Raw genomic sequence first — 20,377 nt, 5'->3', positions numbered from 1 at the left:
AATTTTAATAACTGAAACCACTAATCATTAGATTAGTGGTTTTTTTCGGACTTTTATCTTCTTTTCATATTTGATAAAATAGAAAAAAGGGAGGAGAAAGAATGTCTGAGTTAAATAAAAATAAATTTTTTCAAAAATACTTAAAGAAGGCTTCTTCCTATTTAGGGAATAAAGAAAAATCTACACATTTATTGAAAAAGGCAGCAAAGTTAGCACCTACTAAAAAAGGAGCACTTGGTGAAGCTTGGGAAAAAGTCAATTTGTTTATTGATTTATTTAAAGCATATATTAACGGCAGCTATCGAGATATTTCAACGAAATCAATTTTAACTGTAATAGGTGCATTAATCTATTTTGTAAGTCCGTTTGATTTAATACCTGATTTTATAGTAGGGTTAGGTTTTTTAGATGATGCAACAATTTTAGCGTATACTTTTAAACAATTAAATAAAGATATTGAAAAGTATAAAATTTGGAAAGAGATTGAGAAGGAAAAAGTGGATTCTGTAAATTTAGTGGAAATTGAACCGACAGATCAAGACCAAAAATTAGACTAATATTTGCATAATTTCATAAACCAAAAAGGTTGCCATTAAATGCTAATAGGCAACCTTTTTGAATTTTATTTAATAATTCACATGGATATCATCATTAGCCCAAACTTTGAAAGGGTTTTCATCATCTTTTACACTAATTATTATTTGTTCACTTGGAATCGTTCGATCTTCATAAGGCAGCGAAAGTTCGTTGTAAATATGTGCATCATCAAATCCAATTTTCGCAGCATCATTTTTAGTGAAAAAATAATATATTTTTGAAATTCTAGACCAGTAAGCAGCACTTAGACACATTGGACATGGTTCACAGCTAGTATATAAAACAGCATCCTTTAAGGAAAATGTTCCTAAATTCTGACATGCATTTCGAATGGCTTGCACCTCAGCATGTGCAGTTGGATCATTTAAAGTTGTTACGCCATTAACACCGGCACCAATTACTTTCCCATCTTTTACAATTACTGCCCCAAATGGCCCACCATTTTGATTTAATAAATTTTCGTAAGCTAGTCTAACACTTAGTTTTATCCAATCGGAGTGCTTCAAACTAACACCACCTTAGTATTTTTATATCCTAAAAAATAAAAAGGTTTGATTGTTATTTATTAAAATCTCTCCACAATCTCTCCTATTAAATAAGAACTCTTATAAAATGTATTGATAAACCACAATCATTCCAAGATCCTTATATGTTAAAAAAATTAACTTATTCTATTTGTACACGAATTTACAATATTTAAGAACAAATTAATCTTTCAAGCGTAAGAAAATACTTCTTAATTAAATGGAATTTGTGATTATTTTTTACTTTGCTAAGAGATGGAGAGGTGAATATAGGCTGATTGTAATTAAACTGCTTAAAGAACAAATTAAAACATCTGTTTTATGGCAAAGATCTTTTACCTTTATTCACTCTTGAAATGAAAAAAGATAATAGCCCTAAAATGACGCATGTATACTTATTTTATATAAAATTGTAAATTAAAGGATTAATGCAAGTTTTGAAGATTTGTAATGAGAAAAAAATAGTGCTTCAAGTGATCCTAAACAAACCGATTAAAGAGCTATTTTACAAATTACATAAAATGTCGAATGGTTTATTATGAAAATTAAAGGAATTATCAGATATAAATTAGAATACGTAAACGGTTACAATATTTTTTAAGGATGTGTTTCGAATGAATAATTTCGGAAATAATATTCAATTGCAAGTATATAGTAGTGGGAAGAAAAGTGAGATTCCTGTTAGATTCGAAGATTTAGAGAGGTTAGCTAAAGAGACATTAGCAGAGGAGCCTTTTTATTATATAGCGGGTGGCGCGGGTAATGAGCGATCGATGAATGATAATCGATTAGCATTCGATAAGTGGAAAATTGTACCGAGAATGCTACGAAATGTAGCAGAGCGTGATATTAGTATAAATTTATTTGGTAAAACATATAATTCGCCTGTTTTATTTGCTCCAATTGGGGTGCAGTCTATTGCACATCCAGAGGGAGAACTTGAAGCTGCTAGAGCAGCAGCTGAATTGCAAATTCCTTATATAACTAGTACAGCATCAACTTATTCATTGGAAAAGGTGTCAAATGTATTAGGAGATGCTCCGAAATGGTATCAATTATATTGTAGTAGTGATATGGAAATTGCAGCAAGTATGATTAAACGTGCCGAAGCAAATGGGTACGAAGCAATTGTTATTACACTTGATACTTCAATCATGGGTTGGAGAGAGAAAGATATTGAAAATGCCTATTTACCATTTTTACAAGGACAAGGTATTGGTAACTATTTAGAAGATCCTGTGTTTCGCTCAAGATTAAATAGTACACCTGAGGAGGATCCACAATCTGCCATTCTATTATGGACAAAATTATTTGGTAATCCTTCATTAACGTGGGATGATTTATCATTTTTACGAAGTCAAACGAAATTACCTATTTTATTAAAGGGAATTTTACACAAGGATGATGCGATGCTTGCGCTTGAATTTGGTATGGATGGCATTGTCGTTTCGAACCATGGTGGAAGACAGGTTGATGGAACGATTAGTACTTTAGATGCATTAGAAAATATATGTAGTGAGTTAAAAGGTAGATTACCAATTTTAATGGATAGTGGCATTAGAAGAGGATCAGATATATATAAAGCATTAGCAATTGGTGCTGATGCAGTTTTAATTGGCAGACCATATATGTATGGCTTAGCACTTGCGGGTAAAAATGGAGTAGTGCAAGTAATGAAAAATATTTTAGCTGATTTTGATCTAACGATGGCTTTATCAGGACAAAAAAATATAAGTGAGTTGAAACCTTCTATATTAGTTAAGCAGTTTTAAAAAATTAAAAAGAGCGTTCTCAAAAGTAGTTTGACTTTTGAGCCGCTCTTTATTTTAGAATATATAATTTAAGATGCGCCTTTTATATCAGCATATCTAATATTCCCCATTATAAAACAAGAATTACCCAACATAATCCTTTACTTTGCAGAGGTTTGATTGACGAAAATCAATTAGACCATTATTTAAAAAATTTGAATTAGTAACTATTAAACTATAAATTCCAGCCATTGAACTGCACGACTACAAAATAAAATAATCCTCACAAATTTCATATGTCCTAATTTTTTCTACTTAAAGCATAAGAAAACTTGTCCTCTAACTATATATATTAATAAGTATCTTAAAAAGGGAGGACTAGAATGATTCAATTTCATGACGTATCTTTTAAGTTTTCAAATGGAAATTATGCAGTTCAAGATTTATCATTTTCAATTCAAGCAGGTGAATGTTTTGTTTTGATTGGACCAAGTGGATGTGGAAAAACGTCAACCATTAAATTAATAAATAGATTAATTAAGCCGACAGATGGAGAAATTTTTTATAATGATAAAAATATTAAAGATTATGATGAACATAAGTTGAGGCGAGATTTTGGATATGTACTTCAACAAATTGCTTTATTCCCACATTTGAATGTTGAAGAAAATATTTCGATCGTGCCTGAATTGAAAAAATGGAGTAAAGCACAGATTAAAGCTCGAGTTGCAGAATTACTTGATTTAGTAAAACTAAATCCGCTGGAATATAGTAAAAGATCAGTTTCGGAATTATCAGGTGGGCAGCAACAGCGTGTAGGTGTAGCGAGAGCTTTAGCAGGAAATCCAAACCTATTACTAATGGATGAGCCGTTTAGTGCATTAGATCCAATTACAAGATTGCAATTACAAAAAGATTTGAATCTATTAAAAACTAAGATAAATAAAACAATCCTATTCGTTACACATGATTTGGATGAAGCATTTTATTTAGGAGATCGGATAGGGATTATGCACGGAGGTGAATTAGTTCAAGTAGGTACGAAGGATGAAGTGTTAAATAATCCAATTAACCCATTCGTTGAACAATTTATATACAACTATCGTAGTAAAGCTGTATTGAAGGAGGGGATTTAAGATGATTCTCTCTTCATTTACAACGACTCTTGCAAATAGAAAAGAACAATTATTAACAGCTTTGTTAGAGCATATTCAAATTTCAGTATTTGCTTTAATCATTGCAATTCTTTTAGCTGTACCGATTGGAATTTACTTAACGAAGAAAAAGGGTCTCGCAGAATTTGTAATCGGAACTACAGCGGTTATCCAAACAATCCCTTCGTTGGCATTGTTAGGCATATTAATTCCATTAGTCGGTATTGGAAAAATTCCAGCGGTAATCGCGTTAAGTGTATATGCATTATTGCCGATCTTGAGAAATACATATACCGGTATTAAGGAGATTGATCCAATTTTATTAGAAGCAGCTACCGGATTGGGAATGAATAGTAGGCAGAGGCTTTTTAAAGTAGAATTACCGTTAGCTTTGCCAGTTATGATGGCAGGAATTCGTACTGCAATGGTAATTATTATTGGAACTGCCACAATCGCAGCACTAATTGGAGCTGGGGGCTTAGGAAGCTTAATATTACTTGGAATTGACCGAAATGATATGAATCTAATTATTTTAGGGGCAATTCCATCAGCACTTTTAGCAATTTTATTTGATTTTATTTTAAGATTAATTGAGAAATCGAGTTTTAAGAGTTTTTCTTTGAGAATAATTACGATTTGCTTTATTTTATTAGCATTATTATTTTCCCCATTAACCATTAAATCTTGGAATAAAACAGATCTTGTTATCGCTGGGAAATTAGGTGCTGAACCAGAAATTATTATGAATATGTATAAATTAATGATTGAGAACGAAACAAATTTAAATGTTGAAGTTAAGCCTAATTTTGGTAAAACGACATTTGTTTTTAATGCATTAAAAAAAGGCGATATTGATATTTATCCAGAATACACAGGTACTGTCGTTTCTACATTTTTAAAAGAAAAGGCCGTAAGTAATGATGCAAAAGCAGTGTATGAACAAGCTGCCAAAGGTTTAGCGAAAAAGTATAATTTAACTTATTTAGAACCTATGAAATTTAATGACACATATGCATTAGCAGTACCAGAAAACATTTCAAAACAATTGGGTATTAAAACGATATCAGATGCAACCCGAGTTGAAAATCAATTAAAGGCAGGGTTCACTTTAGAATTTACAGATCGTGAAGATGGATATTTAGGTTTGCAAAAACTATATGGACTGAAGTTTCAAAATTTAAAAACGATGGAGCCAAAATTAAGATATGAGGCCATACAGAGAGGTGATCTTTCAATAATCGACGCGTATTCTACTGATAGTGAACTTCAAAGTTATAACATGAAAGTGTTAGAAGATGATAAAAACTTATTTCCACCATATCAATGTGCTCCACTCTTAAGACAAGAAACACTTGAAAAATATCCTAAAGTGGAAAAAATACTAAATAAATTAAACAATAAAATAACAGATGATGAAATGAGAGCAATGAATTACAAAGTAAATGTTGAAGGAAAGTCTGCTGAAAATGTTGCCAAGGAGTTTTTGAAGGATGAAGGCTTGTTGAAAAAATGATTTTAGATGGGGATTCTCATAAGTCAGCGGAACTGATCTATGAGGGTTCCCTTTTTTGAATGGAGAAAGTTAGTTTTCTATTATTCAGATAGTTCAAATGTACTATTAGTTTCTATTTCTTTTAAACTAATAAAAAAGAGGGTTCCCTTAATTTTTGGGATCCCTCATTTTTTTATTATACGATAAAATAATTGCTGTTTAATCGTTATAAGCTCCAGTTAACATCTCGCTTACAAAAGAATCATTTTCCCATTCTTCGTTTAAGAAATCGACTGAATACTCCTGATCGGATTTTTCGTCTCTAATCTGAATGTCAAAATGATTACTCATTACCTTCAACACTTCATTGATTTCGTTAACAGTTCCATTAATTTGTAAAGTAGCCATTTTACTCGCCTCCGATTTTTAATTTACAGAAAATTCTGTTTAAATTAACCATATGATAATCCTTTTGAAAAAATGTTTCAAGTGAAAAATTTTGTCGAAAAATTATTTTGAAAAAATGTAAAGGTTTTCATTGTTGATTTATCAATATTTAAACTGTTTTTGAATAAATTGTGAATTTTAAATTTTCTAAAAACTTGTTGATTAATTTCTGAGATTGGAATAAAGTAAGTACAAATATTTTAACTCTTGAGGAGGATTAACCGTGACAGCCCAGCAGATTTTTCTAAATGGTGAATTCGTTCAAAAGCAGGATGCTAAAGTTTCTGTATATGATCATGGATATCTATATGGAGATGGAGTATTCGAAGGAATTCGCGTATATGAAGGTAATGTATTTCGCTTAAAAGAACATCTAATTCGATTATACGAATCAGCAAAATCAATTTTATTAACGATTCCTTATTCTTTGGAAGAATTAACTCAAATTGTTGTTGAAACAGTCAATCGTAATAACTTACATAGTGGTTATATTCGACTCGTAGTCTCAAGAGGTGAAGGAAATTTAGGATTAGATCCAGCTTCATGTTTAAGAGCAAATGTAGTTGTCATTGCAGAACAACTAGCACTTTTTCCACAAGAACTATATGACAATGGGATGGAAATTGTAACAGTAGCAACGAGAAGAAATCGAAGTGATGTATTAAATCCACAAATTAAGTCTTTAAATTACTTAAATAATATATTAGTAAAAATTGAAGCTAAATTAGCAGGTGTTCAAGAAGCGCTAATGCTAAATGATCAAGGCTTCGTAGCTGAAGGGTCAGGAGATAATGTTTTCTTAGTAAAAGGAAATAGGTTAATAACTCCACCAAGTTCAGCAGGTGCATTAGAAGGAATTACAAGAAATGCAATTATGGAACTAGGCGACACATTAGGTTATGAGGTAGAAGAAAAATTATTTACTAGACATGATGTTTATATTGCAGATGAAGTTTTCTTAACAGGAACAGCAGCCGAAGTAATTGGTGTATCTAAAGTAGATGGTCGAGTGATTGGTAATGGTAAACCTGGTCCAAATACACAGCGTTTATTACAAGCATTTCGTCAATTAGTAGTAGAAGACGGAGAAAAAATTTACGTAAAACAAGGGTGATGAATTGTGCGAAGTGACATGATAAAAAAAGGAATCGATCGAGCGCCGCATCGTAGTTTATTATTAGCGGCAGGCGTCAAAGAAGAAGATTTTCATAAACCGTTTATTGCAGTTTGTAATTCATATATTGATATAGTACCAGGTCATATTCATTTAAGAGAAATGGCCGATGTAGTAAAACAAGCGATTCGAGATGCAGGTGGAGTACCATTTGAGTTTAATACGATTGGTGTCGATGATGGAATCGCAATGGGGCATATTGGAATGAGGTACTCTCTCCCTAGTAGGGAAATTATTGCTGATGCTGCTGAAACAGTCGTTAATGCACATTGGTTTGATGGAGTATTCTATATGCCAAATTGTGATAAAATCACACCGGGTATGCTGATGGCATCTGTTCGTACAAATGTACCAGCGGTTTTCGTATCTGGTGGACCAATGGCTGGTGGGCTTTCTAAAGACGGAAAGGCTTTATCTCTTGTTTCAGTATTTGAAGGGGTTGGAGCTTTTAAATCAGGAAAAATGAGTGTTGAAGAATTACTCGATATTGAAAAATCGGCATGTCCAACATGTGGATCATGTTCAGGAATGTTTACTGCAAATTCAATGAATTGCATTATGGAAATGCTTGGTGTAGCACTACCATACAACGGAACAATCCTTGCAACTAGTAAAGACAGACATAAATTAATTCGTGATGCAGCCAATCATTTAATGGACTGTATTGAAAAAGATATTAAGCCAAGAGACATTATTACAAAAGAGGCAATTGATGACGCGTTTGCATTAGATATGGCAATGGGTGGTTCGACAAACACAGTTTTACACTTAATGGCAATTGCAAACGAAGCAGGAATTGAATACGACTTAAAAGATATTAATGACGTAGCGAGAAGAGTACCTTACTTATCAAAAATTAGTCCCGCTTCGCATTACTCAATGCATGATGTGCATTTAGCAGGCGGAGTTCCAGCAATAATTAAAGAACTTACTACAATACCAGGAGCAATTAATAGTGATCGCATTACGATTACAGGAAAAACTTTATTCGAGAATGTGCAAGAAGCTACAATCTCAAATAGTGAAGTAATTCGTAAAAAAGAAAATCCTTATTCTGAGACAGGAGGATTATCAATATTACATGGTAATCTTGCGCCAGATGGATCAGTTATTAAAGTAGGTGCTGTTGACCCTTCAATTCAAACATTTATAGGCGAAGCAATTTGTTTTAACTCACATGATGAAGCGGTTGAAGCAATTGATGGAGGGCTCGTAAAAGAAGGGCATGTCGTTGTAATTCGATATGAAGGTCCAAAAGGAGGACCTGGAATGCCTGAAATGCTCGCACCAACATCATCAATTGTTGGTAGAGGACTAGGAACAAAGGTTGCTTTAATTACAGATGGTCGTTTTTCAGGTGCTACCCGAGGAATTGCGATAGGACATATTTCTCCAGAGGCAGCTGAAGGTGGACCAATCGCATATATTGAAGACGGTGATGAAATTATTATCGATCTTTTATCAAGAAGTATTACATTATCAGTTTCAAATGAAGTTTTAGAAACTCGAAAACAATCAGTTGAATTGCATGAACCGAAAGTAAAAACAGGTTATTTAGCAAGATATGCAAAATTAGTTACTTCTGCTAATACAGGTGGAATTTTAAAAATATGAAAAAGCATTGAAAGAGAAAAGTAGTTATGAAAAGGATCTTCAGAGAGTCGGTGGATGGTGTGAACCGATGGCCTTGATTAATGAAACTCACTCTTGAGTGTCAGGCTGAAAAATTATTTGTAGGCCTGAACGTTGGCGACGTTATAGCTAGATTTTGGTTATCCAAAATCCCAAAGTTAGGTTATTAACCTAAGAAGAAGGGTGGTACCGCGAAAAGTCTTTCGCCCCTTCAGCATCTGCTGAAGTGTGGAGTCATGGCTTTTTTTATTGCGAATAAATGGATAAATTTTATCCGAAAATGGAGGGAAATTTAGAAATGAGTCATCATTCGATGAGAACTCTGTCAAAACAGAAGTCAGGTGCAAATTTATTAATTGATGCTTTGAAAGAAGAAAATGTTGAAATGATTTTTGGTTACCCTGGAGGGGCAGTATTACCATTATATGATGCACTTTATGATGCTGATATTCCCCACATTCTATCAAGACATGAACAGGGTGCAATCCATGCGGCAGAAGGATATGCAAGAGTAACTGGTCGACCAGGTGTAGTAATTGCTACGAGTGGTCCTGGGGCAACAAATGTGGTAACAGGTCTAGCAGATGCGATGATGGATTCCCTACCTTTAGTTGTTTTCACTGGCCAGGTTGCTACAAATGTAATTGGTACTGATGCCTTTCAAGAAGCAGATGTTATTGGAATAACAATGCCAGTTACAAAACACAACTACCAAGTTCGAAATGTAGAAGATGTTCCACAAATCGTAAAAGAAGCATTTCATATTGCTTCAACCGGCCGACAAGGTCCAGTTGTAATTGATCTACCTAAAAATATGATGGCTGAAAAAGGAGTGAAAAAAGACGAAGTAGAAGTTCAATTACCAGGTTATCAACCGACATATGAACCAAATTTTATTCAAATTACAAAGCTCGTAGCAGCGATTGAAAAAGCAAAAAAACCAGTTGTCTTAGCAGGTGCAGGCATTTTACATGCAAAAGCGGCAGAAGAGTTTACTGAATTTATAAAAAAGTTTAATCTCCCAGTAGTTAATACATTGTTAGGCTTAGGTGGATTTCCAGCAAATGAGGAATTATTCCTTGGAATGGGTGGGATGCACGGTACTTATACAGCAAATATGGCAATGTACGAAAGTGATTTGCTTATTAATATTGGAGCAAGATTTGATGATCGATTAACGGGCAATTTAGTACACTTTGCTAAAAATGCAGTCGTAGCACATATCGATATCGATCCAGCGGAAATAAACAAGGTTATTCCAACAAATATTCCAATCGTTGGTTGTGCTAAAGAAGTACTAAAGGTTTTGTTAAAACAAGAGGTAGATAAACAGAATCATAGTGAATGGCTTGAGATCCTTAAAAATCGTAAAGAAGACTTTCCTTTACAGTATGAAGCAAGTAGTGAGGTGATTAAACCACAAACGGTCTTAACTTTACTCCACTCAATTACAAAGGGGAAAGCTACTATTTCTACAGATGTAGGTCAACATCAAATGTGGGCTGCTCAGTATTATCCATTTAAAGAACCACATAAATGGATCACATCTGGTGGACTTGGAACGATGGGATTTGGATTACCTTCAGCAATTGGTGCACAATTTGCAAAACCCGATGAACTAGTTGTAGCAATCGTTGGTGATGCTGGATTTCAAATGACATTGCAAGAAATGAGCATGATTAAGGAACATAATTTACCAGTCAAAATTTTAATTTTAAACAATGCTGCTCTAGGAATGGTAAGACAGTGGCAATCAGCGTTTTATAATGACCGCTTCTCTAGTTCTCTATTAGACTGCCAACCTAGTTTTACTAAACTTGCAGAAGCATATGGCATTAAAGGAATAACGATATCAGATCCAAATTTAGTTGAAAATCAATTAAGAGAAGCTATTGAATTTGATGGACCAGTATTAATTGATTGTAGAGTACATCAAGCTGAAATCGTTACACCAATGGTTCCACCAGGTAAAGGGATTCACGAAATGGAAGGGGTGAAATAATGAAACGAGTCATTACATCGACTGTATTAAATAACAGTGGCGTACTTAATAGAATTACAGGGGTTATTTCCAGAAGGCGATTTAATATTGAAAGTATTTCTGTAGGTCATACAGAACAAGATCATATTTCGAGAATTACGTTTGTCGTTCATGTAGATGATCTTCAACAAGTTGAACAATTGATTAAACAGCTTCATAAGCAAATTGATGTCATAAAAGTAGCTGATATAACTGAAGATTCAGTTATTGCTAGAGAACTAGCATTAATAAAAGTAAGTACAAATGCTACTACTAGAAATGAAATTTACAGCTTAATTGAACCATTTCGAGCATCCGTTATTGATGTAAGTCGAGATCAGATTGTCGTTCAAGTAACTGGTACCTCTGATAAAGTTGAGGCTTTGATTGAATTATTAAGACCTTTCGAACTAAAAGAAATAGCTCGTACAGGTGTAACTGCATTTACTAGATCTGCTAAACATAAGGAGCATGCTCAAAAGCTACTCTCTTATTAAAATAAAAAAATAAAACAAACAAAAAAATTGGAGGAATTTAAAAATGGCTAAAGTTTATTATGGTACAGATGTGTTGGAAAACGTATTAGTAGGGAAAACGATTGCAGTAATTGGGTATGGATCACAAGGTCACGCACACGCTTTAAATCTACATGACAATGGACATAAGGTTGTAGTTGGTTGTCGACCTGGAAAATCATGGGATGCAGCTGCAGGTGATGGTTTACACGTAACTACTGTTGCAGAGGCTTCAAAGGCGGCAGATGTAGTAATGATTTTATTACCAGATGAGCATCAACCAAATGTATATAAAAATGAAATCGAACCTTACTTAGAAAATGGTAATGCGCTTGCGTTTGCACACGGATTTAATGTTCATTTTGATCAAATTGTTCCTCCAGCAAATGTAGATGTATTTTTAGTAGCTCCAAAAGGACCAGGACATCTTGTAAGACGTACTTTTGTAGATGGTGCAGCAGTTCCAGCATTATTTGCTGTATACCAAGATGTAACTGGTGAAGCAAAAAACGTAGCTCTTTCTTACGCTGAAGGAATTGGTTCTACAAGAGCAGGAGTACTTGAAACAACATTTAAAGAAGAAACTGAAACAGATCTATTTGGAGAGCAAGCGGTATTATGTGGTGGTGTAACATCATTAGTAAAATCAGGATTTGAAACGTTAGTAGAAGCAGGATACCAACCAGAAGTAGCATATTTTGAATGTTTACATGAATTAAAGCTGATCGTTGATTTAATGTACGAAGGTGGAATGAGCTACATGAGATATTCGATCTCTGATACTGCTCAGTGGGGCGATTTCGTTTCTGGTCCAAGAGTCGTTGCTAATGAATCAAAATTAGCGATGAAAGATATTTTAGCAGAAATTCAAGATGGTACATTTGCAAAAGGCTGGATTAACGAAAATAAAAATGGTCGTCCTGTATTCAATGAAATTAACGAAAGTGAAAAACAACATCAATTAGAAGAAGTAGGCGAAAAACTTCGTGCAATGATGCCATTTATCCAAAGAAAAGAAAAGGTCGAGGTGAAATAAAAAATGAGTAAAATTCAGTTTCTTGATACAACATTACGTGATGGCGAACAATCTCCAGGGGTTAATTTAAATCGATTTGAAAAACTCGAAATTGCAAGACAACTAGAGTCTTTAGGTGTTGATATCATTGAAGCTGGTTTTGCCGCTTCCTCAGAAGGTGACTTTTTAGGTGTTCAAGAGATTGCGAGACAGATTCGTTCTGTCTCTGTCTCTAGCCTTTCTCGCGCAAAAGATTCAGATATTAAAACAGCATGGGATGCGTTAAAAAATGCAGCAGAACCGAGACTTCATATTTTCTTAGCGACAAGTGATATCCATATGAAATACAAGTTAAATATGACGAGATTAGAAGTTTTGGAAACTGCTAAACATTGTGTTTCATTAGCTAAATCTTTTTTTCCAAAAGTACAAATTTCAGCTGAAGATGCATGTCGCACTGATCGGGCATTTCTTGCAGAATTTGCAGAGACTGCGATTAAAGCCGGTGCAGATGTTATCAATATACCTGATACAGTAGGGTATACAAGTCCTACTGAATACTACGATTTATTTAAATATTTACAAGAACATGTTCCTTCTTACCATAAAGCGATTTTTTCTTGTCATTGTCATGATGATCTAGGTATGGCAGTAGCAAACTCATTAGCAGCAATACAGGCTGGAGCAAATCAAGTAGAGTGTACAGTTAATGGAATTGGCGAAAGAGCAGGGAATGCAGCACTAGAAGAAATTGCAGTTGCACTACATATTAGAGAAGATGTATATCGTAAAAATACGAATTTACGATTACATGAAATTACGAAAACAAGTGAACTTGTTAGTCGTCTAACCGGTATGGTTGTCCAGAAGAATAAAGCGATTGTTGGTACAAATGCATTCGCTCATGAATCAGGAATTCATCAAGATGGCGTTTTAAAAGAGCCTACAACATATGAAATTATTCCGCCATCATTAATTGGGCTTTCTACTAATTCATTAGTATTAGGTAAGCACTCAGGCCGTCATGCTTTTTCCGACAAACTAAAAGAACTTGGATTTGACTTTTCAAAAGAAATTATTAACGAGGCTTTTAGTCAATTTAAGACTTTAACAGATACAAAGAAAGACATTACAGATGCAGATTTATTAAACATTATTAGTAAGTGGAGCGAAAAGGAGGTTCTAAAATGAAATTAAATATCGCATGTCTTCCAGGAGACGGAATCGGACCAGAAATTATGAGTTCAGCTGTGCAAGTTTTAGAACAAATTGCACAATCATATCAACATAACTTTACTTTTTCTACAAATTTATTTGGTGGTCATGCTATTGATGAAACAGGTACTTCTTTACCGAAAGAAACATTAGAAAATTGTTTAAATTCGGATGCCGTGTTATTAGCGGCAGTTGGTGGACCGAAATGGGATCAAGGTGTTGAACGGCCGGAGAGTGGTTTATTACGATTAAGAAAGTCACTTAATTTATATGCTAACATTCGTCCAGTCGATGTATACGATGAGTTAGTCAATCATTCGCCTTTAAAATCAGAACAAGTTAGAAATGTAAGCTTTGTTGTTGTTCGTGAATTGACAGGCGGAATTTATTTCTCAGAACCACGTTTTCATAATGAAAATGAAGCGACAGATACACTTTCCTATACTAGAGCGGAAATTGAACGAATTGTAACTTATGGGTTTGAATTAGCAAAAACGAGAAAAGGAAAACTTACATCAGTTGATAAAGCAAATGTATTAGAATCTAGTAAGCTTTGGAGAAAAATTGTCAATGAATTAAGTTCAAATTACCCAGAAGTGGAAGTTGAGCATATTCTTGTCGATGCAGCTGCAATGGAATTAATTAGAAACCCAAGAAGATTTGATGTAATCGTTACTGAAAATTTATTTGGTGATATTTTAAGTGATGAAGCTTCCATGATTACAGGTTCACTAGGTATGCTACCTTCGACAAGTAAGTCAGGAAATGGACCTTCATTGTATGAACCTATTCATGGCTCTGCTCCAGATATAGCAGGACAAAATAAAGCGAATCCTATTGCGATGTTAAGGTCTGTTGCGATGATGCTACGTGATTTTAATTTAGTCGATGAAGCAAATTCTATTGAAAATGCGATTGTTAATACAATAAATAACGGCAACTTAACAGGTGACTTAGGCGGAAAAAGTTCAACGACTGAATTTACTGATCAAGTATTAAAAGAGTTACAATTTCAAACGGTTGGAGGTACAATTCGATGAAACAAACATTGTTTGATAAGCTTTGGCAAAATCATGTCGTAACTGGTGAAGTAGGTAAACCTCAGCTTTTGTATATCGATTTACATTTAGTTCATGAAGTAACTTCACCACAAGCATTTGAAGGATTAAGATTATCTAATCGGAATGTAAGAAGACCAGAATTAACTTTTGCGACAATGGATCATAATGTCCCTACCGTAAATCAATTAGTGATTACAGATTTAATCGCAAAACAACAGATGGATACGTTAAGAAATAATTGTCATGAATTCAATATTCCTTTAGCCGATATAACTGATGAAGAACAAGGTATTGTCCATGTAATTGGTCCTGAGCTAGGTTTAACACAACCCGGAAAAACAATTGTTTGTGGAGATAGTCATACATCTACACATGGTGCATTTGGAGCATTAGCATTTGGAATAGGAACAAGTGAAGTTGAACACGTATTAGCAACACAAACATTATGGCAAGTTAAACCGAAATCAATGGGTGTAAAACTTGATGGTAAGCTGCCAAAAGGTGTATATGCAAAAGATATCATTCTGCATTTATTAGCAACTTACGGTGTTTCAATGGGAACAGGTCATGTCATTGAGTTTTACGGTGAGGCAGTTAGCAATATGACAATGGAAGAACGTATGACACTTTGCAATATGGCGATTGAAGGTGGAGCTAAAGCAGGATTGATTGCACCTGACCAAAAAACATTTGATTATTTAAAAGGTCGAAAATTTACAGTAAATTCATATGATCAAAAATTGATAGAATGGAAGAAATTATATACAGAAGAAGGCGCAGTATATGACAAGTCAATCGAAGTTGACGTGACAACACTTGCACCATATGTAACTTGGGGAACAAATCCTGGAATGGGCGTAAGAATTGACGAAGTTCTTCCAAAAGCTAAAGATGAAAACTACGAACGTGCCTATGAATATATGGGATTAAAACCTGAAATTACACCTAACGAAATTCCTGTCCAACATGTATTTATCGGTTCTTGTACAAATTCTAGATTATCAGATTTAGAGGAAGCAGCAAATTATCTTAAAGGGAAGAAAGTAAAATCAGACGTGCGAGCATTAGTTGTTCCAGGCTCTAAAAAAGTCCGAAATCTAGCAATGGAAAAAGGACTACATAAAATATTTATTGAAGCAGGATTTGAATGGAGAGAAGCCGGTTGTTCGATGTGCCTAGCAATGAATCCGGATCAAGTACCAGCTGGAGAACATTGTGCATCTACATCTAATCGAAACTTTGAAGGAAGACAAGGTAAGGGAGCACGAACACATCTAGTAAGTCCAGTAATGGCAGCGGCTGCTGCAGTTCATGGTCATTTTATTGACATTCGAAAGGAGCAAGCAAATGAAACCGTTACGTACGCATAAAGGTACAACAGTATCAATCATGTTAGACAATATCGACACAGACCAAATTATTCCAAAACAATATTTAAAACGAATCGAGCGAACTGGTTTTGGAGAATTCTTATTTGATGAATGGCGATATCATGACGATCGCTCACCAAATAAAACATTTGCTTTAAATTACGAAGAGCGAAAAAACGCTTCTATCTTAATCAGTGGAAATAATTTTGGTTGCGGCTCGTCCAGGGAACACGCACCTTGGGCATTAAATGATTATGGCTTTACCATTGTTATTGCGGGTAGCTTCGCAGATATCTTTTACAATAACTGTATCAAAAATGGCATGTTGCCAATCGTCTTAAATGATGAGATTCGCGCTCAATTATCCACATTAAATGGAACGCAAGAAATTGAAGTAGACTTAGAAAAACAAGAAGTAAAAACAATATTTGGAAACTATGAATTTTCAATCGATCCAGTTTGGAAAGAGAAATTACTAAATGGTTTAGATGATATTGCCATTACGATGAAATATGAAAATGAGATAGGAAAATACGAAAAGTTAAATGCATAAATAAAAAAGAAGTGTCTTATATGTGAATTTATAAGACACTTCTTTTTTTATTTCCACATCCATGTTTTGAATGAATGATTAGAATATGTAAGGTTTCAAACGCCTATTAAATTATTTGAAAAATAGAAGATAGTTTAACGTATTTGTCTGCATTTAGTGAAAACGACTTGATCACTCGATAAAAACCTGGTTCAAGTAGTTTTGAAAGACGTGCTGAACTAATTGTAATCGTTTCATCTTTTATTTCTGATTGGTTAATAACCAGACCAATTTGCTTAAACTGGGAATCTTTTCGAAAGGGTACCTCTTTCCACGTTTCTGTTTTTTCATCAAATCGCTCGATCGAATACGGTGTTCCATAAAATAGCTGTTCTCCATTATTGGCTATAGACAGTTTAATGGTTTTAGTGCCTTTCGAGTAATATTGTCCATCAAGATTCATTGATACTTGAATTGTACCATCATGAACTGTGTCTGGAATCGTATTATGCGGCGAACCAACAAAAGATAGATAAATTTGCCGACTAAAGACATGTTCATTTGAATTCGTTGAACAAGCGGTCAGTAAACATAATAATACAAAAACACTGAGAAATAAGCCTTTTTTCATTTCATTTTCACCTCTTAAAAGAAAATTCAACAGAATAGAAGAAGTTCCTTTTTATAAGTTAATGCAGACGAATGAATCACCTTTCTATTAGTATAAATAAAATATAATACCAATTGCGGGTAGTAAGCTTATTGAAAATAATCATAAACATTCTTCGCTAACAATAAACATGTCACTGAAATAAACAGTGTACGAACGTATCCACTTCCTTTTTTTATCGCAAATTTTGAACCGCAAATCGCACCAGCAATTTGTGCAATTCCCATAATTATTCCATAAGTGTAGTTTACTTGACCTAAAAACATAAACATCATTAAACCAGCGATATTACTACAGAAGTTTAAAAACTTTGCATTCCCAGCAGCCTTTAAAAAATCAAAACCAATCAGTAAAAAAGAGAAAATTAAAAATGATCCTGTTCCAGGGCCAATGAATCCATCATAGAAGCCAATCGCAAATATGGTAACTAGAAAAATAATGAACTGATAGGTGGGCAACTTTTTTGGAGATGAAAGGCTTCCCCAATCTTTCTTAAAAATAGTAAAAATAGCTACTACTGCCAGCATGATTAGCATCAATGGCTTAAGCAATTCAGGATTTAGCAAATGAACGGTGTATGCACCTAATAATGAACCAATAAACGTGAGGGGAAAAAATTTAAACACTGATTTTAGATCGAGCTTACCTGAACGATAAAACATAAATGTACTTGTTAAGGAGCCAATAGTCGATGCTAATTTGTTAGTAGCTACTGCCACAGCGGGATTCAACCCTGTAAATAATAATGTTGGTAATGTAATTAGTCCACCACCTCCTACAACAGAGTCAATAAATGAAGCTAAAAATCCAAAAACAATTAAAATAATTAATAATGATGAGTCTAAATGCATTTCTATCAACCTTTCAACTTTAGTTACTACTGAAATAGTAACTAACTAATTGCTATCTGTAAATAGTTATTGTAAATTTATTACATAAGAAAATAATAGGAAGGTGATGAAAGTGGACAATATAGTGCAACAACTCAAAAAACTAGGTTTTAACGAGTATGAATCTAAATCATATCTATCTCTCGTTAAACAAGGTCCGGTTACAGCTTACCAAGTTAGCAAGGACTCAGGAATACCAAGAGCACGAATTTATGATGTGTTAAGTAATCTTGTTGAAAAAGGTATTGTATTGCGGGAAGAAATAAATGACACGACTCGATATTCGCCACTGCCTGTTGAAATCTTTTTGCAAAAGGCCCAATCTGAGTGGCAATCAACGTATTCAGAAATAAGCGATTCCTTAAAAAGTCTAGAAAACTCTAGTGAAAAAATGGACAACCGTGTGATTTCTTTAAAAGACTATAAAACGATTATTAACTATTGCGTGACATTGATTAAAAAAGCAGAAAAACGTATAGTTATTTCGATGTGGGACGAAATGTATGAGGTTTTGAAAAAGGAACTAATTGAGGCGAGTGAAACAGTAACCATTCAAGGTATTACTTTACACGTGGAAGATCCAATTGAAAATCTAGAAATCCATCGCATTACACCTTTTACCGAAACAAAGTCCACAGAACATTGGTTTATTTTGTCCATAGATTCTAAAGAAATGATTTATGGACCATCAACCAATGAGCGAAGTATTGCATTTTATACAGATGACCCTGTTCATATTTACTTATTAGAGGACTATGTATGGCACGATGTGTTAGTGAATAGGCTTGTGCGACGTAGTCAGGACGATTTAGAGAAATGGATTACTGCTGAACGAAAAGCCTTTTTTATGGAAAAATAAGAAGCTTATTTATAGAACAAAAAAATAAAGCATAAGGCACTTAATGCGCTTATGTTTTATTTTGATTAATGGAGTTTACTCAAATTACCGTGTAACAAAATGAACTATTCTTTCTCAACTAAATTCAAATTCATTTAACTTAAATTTGTCGATAAAAATAAATTTAAATGAAAAATAATTAATTGAATATTTAGAATAATATTTAATAAGATTAAAAATACATGATTAATTTAGGAAGAGGTGATTAAATTGAAACTTAAATTAATTGTAGATAGCTCTGCTGATCTTCCAACTGAAATATTGAAGAAATACGATATTTCAGTAATCCCTTTAAGAGTTTATGACCAATTTGAAAAGGAATATTTGGATGGTGTAAATTTAAAAGCCCATGAGTTAATGGAAAGAATGAAAAATGGAGAGAATTTCACTTCATCTTTACCTTCTTACGATGCAATTTATCAGACTTTAGTCGCAAGTAGCGCAGAGCAAAACTGTGTATATCTAACATGCTCAGGGGATTTATCAGGAACTTATAATTTCGCGCAATTAGTTAAACTAGATATAATGGAAAACAATCCAAATGCTTCAATTCAAATAATCGATACTAGATCAGTATCACTTGGAATTGGAGTATTAGTAATGGAATTAATCGAAAGCATAAATAATGAAGAACCATTTGAAAATCTACTCAATGAATTAAACAACAATATAAATAAGATACAACATATTTTTACAATAGAAGATCTCCAATATTTAATACGGGGAGGGCGGGTCGGTAAATTTGCTGGATTCCTCGGAGGAATGTTAAATATAAATCCGATTATGGAAGTAAGTGAAGGGAAGTTTAAACCACTTGAAAAAGTACGGGGTCGAAAAAAGGCAATAAATCGCATGCTTGAATTAATGAAAATTAGAAAAGATGAACTTAAACGAACTGTTGGAGTTGTGTATGGAGTAAAAGACGATTCTACTGAACAATTTATAAAAAAGCTACAGGAGATTCTAGGCAGTGAAAACATCATTGAAAATTCAGTTGGAGCAGCAGTCGGTGTCCATACTGGCCCTAGCGCACTTGGCATCTTTTTCTTATCAAAATAAGAAAACTGATTTCGACTCTCAAAGTGGTGAGAGTTTTTTTATTTATATTAAATTAATAGATTTAGAAAGTATATCGTAATAACAATAAATAGTTTATGAGGAAATAAAGGAAATAACAAACATCTATTTCACTACTACTAAAAGACATGTTTAGTAATAATCAAACAGATTTTGACAAGATGAGATATTAAATTAGTAGGAAAATAGCAGTGATTTAATAAAGTTAGGGTACTAATTCAAATTAAGTAGATTATTCCTGTGGAAATTAATTTTAGTAGGATAGAAGTTTAAGTAACTATTCTTTCAACAGGAAAGAACTTGTGAAAAACTAGAGTGAAAAGTTTATTGAATTGGGTGAATT

The 20,377-nt window shown here is 33.7% G+C and carries 17 protein-coding genes, 2 pseudogenes and 1 other annotated feature; of the genes and pseudogenes, 15 read left to right on the top strand and 4 right to left on the bottom strand.

The annotated features are described in order from the left end of the window. Positions 1-101: 101 nt before the first annotated feature. Positions 102-557: a YkvA family protein gene (locus CN692_RS19770; protein ID WP_098120830.1), complete on the top strand. Its 456-nt coding sequence runs from the start codon at positions 102-104 to the stop codon at positions 555-557. Between the two features lie 69 nt (positions 558-626). Here CN692_RS19770 and CN692_RS19765 read toward each other — a convergent pair whose 3' ends face one another. Beyond that, positions 627-1,103 carry a nucleoside deaminase gene (locus CN692_RS19765; protein ID WP_098120829.1) on the bottom strand — a complete coding sequence of 159 codons (477 nt, stop codon included), beginning with the start codon at positions 1,101-1,103 and terminating at the stop codon, positions 627-629. A 632-nt stretch (positions 1,104-1,735) separates the two neighbouring features. On the opposite strand from CN692_RS19765, the gene CN692_RS19760 reads away from it, so the two are divergent. The 3 genes and pseudogenes from CN692_RS19760 to CN692_RS19750 all read left to right on the top strand — a co-directional run bounded on the left by CN692_RS19760 (position 1,736) and on the right by CN692_RS19750 (position 5,539). Beyond that, positions 1,736-2,893, top strand: coding sequence for an alpha-hydroxy-acid oxidizing protein (locus tag CN692_RS19760; protein ID WP_098120828.1), 1,158 nt, complete (start codon positions 1,736-1,738; stop codon positions 2,891-2,893). A gap of 362 nt (positions 2,894-3,255) precedes the next feature. Further along, positions 3,256-3,966 (top strand): annotated as a pseudogene (locus CN692_RS19755) (ABC transporter ATP-binding protein); the annotation flags it as partial. A gap of 43 nt (positions 3,967-4,009) precedes the next feature. Beyond that, the gene (locus CN692_RS19750; RefSeq protein ID WP_098120826.1) at positions 4,010-5,539 is read left to right on the top strand and encodes an ABC transporter permease/substrate-binding protein; all 1,530 of its coding nucleotides are present in this window, start codon (positions 4,010-4,012) and stop codon (positions 5,537-5,539) included. A 198-nt stretch (positions 5,540-5,737) separates the two neighbouring features. On the opposite strand, the gene CN692_RS19745 is transcribed toward CN692_RS19750, so the two are convergent. Continuing rightward, positions 5,738-5,926: a hypothetical protein gene (locus CN692_RS19745; RefSeq protein ID WP_098120825.1), complete on the bottom strand. Its 189-nt coding sequence runs from the start codon at positions 5,924-5,926 to the stop codon at positions 5,738-5,740. Positions 5,927-6,188: 262 nt separating this feature from the next. Here CN692_RS19745 and ilvE point away from each other — a divergent pair, with 262 nt between their 5' ends. The 9 genes and pseudogenes from ilvE to leuD all read left to right on the top strand — a co-directional run bounded on the left by ilvE (position 6,189) and on the right by leuD (position 16,520). Next, positions 6,189-7,079 (top strand): branched-chain-amino-acid transaminase, encoded by an 891-nt coding sequence (gene ilvE, locus CN692_RS19740; protein ID WP_098120824.1) that lies wholly within the window; start codon positions 6,189-6,191, stop codon positions 7,077-7,079. A gap of 6 nt (positions 7,080-7,085) precedes the next feature. Then, positions 7,086-8,753 (top strand): dihydroxy-acid dehydratase, encoded by a 1,668-nt coding sequence (ilvD, locus tag CN692_RS19735; RefSeq protein ID WP_098120823.1) that lies wholly within the window; start codon positions 7,086-7,088, stop codon positions 8,751-8,753. After that, positions 8,752-8,985 (top strand) — a binding site (T-box leader). Its footprint overlaps the gene before it by 2 nt. 99 nt (positions 8,986-9,084) lie before the next feature. Then, positions 9,085-10,773 (top strand): acetolactate synthase large subunit, encoded by a 1,689-nt coding sequence (ilvB, locus tag CN692_RS19730; RefSeq protein ID WP_098120850.1) that lies wholly within the window; start codon positions 9,085-9,087, stop codon positions 10,771-10,773. Continuing rightward, positions 10,773-11,288 (top strand): acetolactate synthase small subunit, encoded by a 516-nt coding sequence (ilvN, locus tag CN692_RS19725; protein WP_098120822.1) that lies wholly within the window; start codon positions 10,773-10,775, stop codon positions 11,286-11,288. The genes ilvB and ilvN overlap by 1 nt, the downstream gene beginning before the upstream one ends. Positions 11,289-11,331: 43 nt before the next feature. Beyond that, a complete protein-coding gene (gene ilvC / locus CN692_RS19720) occupies positions 11,332-12,342 on the top strand; it encodes a ketol-acid reductoisomerase (protein WP_098120821.1) in 1,011 nt (336 codons plus the stop codon). A 3-nt stretch (positions 12,343-12,345) separates the two neighbouring features. Beyond that, a pseudogene (locus tag CN692_RS19715) lies at positions 12,346-13,467 on the top strand (2-isopropylmalate synthase); the annotation flags it as partial. Between the two features lie 41 nt (positions 13,468-13,508). Continuing rightward, a complete protein-coding gene (leuB, locus tag CN692_RS19710; RefSeq protein WP_098120819.1) occupies positions 13,509-14,576 on the top strand; it encodes a 3-isopropylmalate dehydrogenase in 1,068 nt (355 codons plus the stop codon). Further along, positions 14,573-15,967, top strand: a complete 1,395-nt coding sequence (leuC, locus tag CN692_RS19705) for a 3-isopropylmalate dehydratase large subunit (protein WP_098120818.1) — start codon at positions 14,573-14,575, stop codon at positions 15,965-15,967. Before leuB ends, leuC begins: the two co-directional genes overlap by 4 nt. Continuing rightward, a complete protein-coding gene (gene leuD, locus CN692_RS19700) occupies positions 15,945-16,520 on the top strand; it encodes a 3-isopropylmalate dehydratase small subunit (RefSeq protein WP_098120817.1) in 576 nt (191 codons plus the stop codon). Before leuC ends, leuD begins: the two co-directional genes overlap by 23 nt. Positions 16,521-16,626: 106 nt before the next feature. Here the strand turns inward: leuD and CN692_RS19695 are convergent, their stop codons facing one another. Together CN692_RS19695 and CN692_RS19690 are read right to left on the bottom strand one after the other, a co-directional pair. Beyond that, complete coding sequence (locus CN692_RS19695; RefSeq protein WP_098120816.1) at positions 16,627-17,130, bottom strand: immunoglobulin-like domain-containing protein; 504 nt, start codon at positions 17,128-17,130, stop codon at positions 16,627-16,629. A 128-nt stretch (positions 17,131-17,258) separates the two neighbouring features. Continuing rightward, complete coding sequence (locus CN692_RS19690) at positions 17,259-18,020, bottom strand: sulfite exporter TauE/SafE family protein (protein ID WP_373605049.1); 762 nt, start codon at positions 18,018-18,020, stop codon at positions 17,259-17,261. A gap of 112 nt (positions 18,021-18,132) precedes the next feature. Between CN692_RS19690 and CN692_RS19685 the strand changes: the two genes are divergently transcribed. Beyond that, positions 18,133-18,918 carry a TrmB family transcriptional regulator gene (locus CN692_RS19685; protein ID WP_098120848.1) on the top strand — a complete coding sequence of 262 codons (786 nt, stop codon included), beginning with the start codon at positions 18,133-18,135 and terminating at the stop codon, positions 18,916-18,918. Between the two features lie 249 nt (positions 18,919-19,167). Continuing rightward, positions 19,168-20,016 carry a DegV family protein gene (locus CN692_RS19680; RefSeq protein WP_179874495.1) on the top strand — a complete coding sequence of 283 codons (849 nt, stop codon included), beginning with the start codon at positions 19,168-19,170 and terminating at the stop codon, positions 20,014-20,016. The last annotated feature ends 361 nt before the right edge of the window (positions 20,017-20,377 follow it).

The sequence above is a fragment of the Bacillus sp. AFS002410 genome, assembly GCF_002556365.1.
GTDB lineage: Bacteria > Bacillota > Bacilli > Bacillales > Bacillaceae_G > Gottfriedia.
This window is presented reverse-complemented; position numbering and strand designations above follow the sequence as displayed.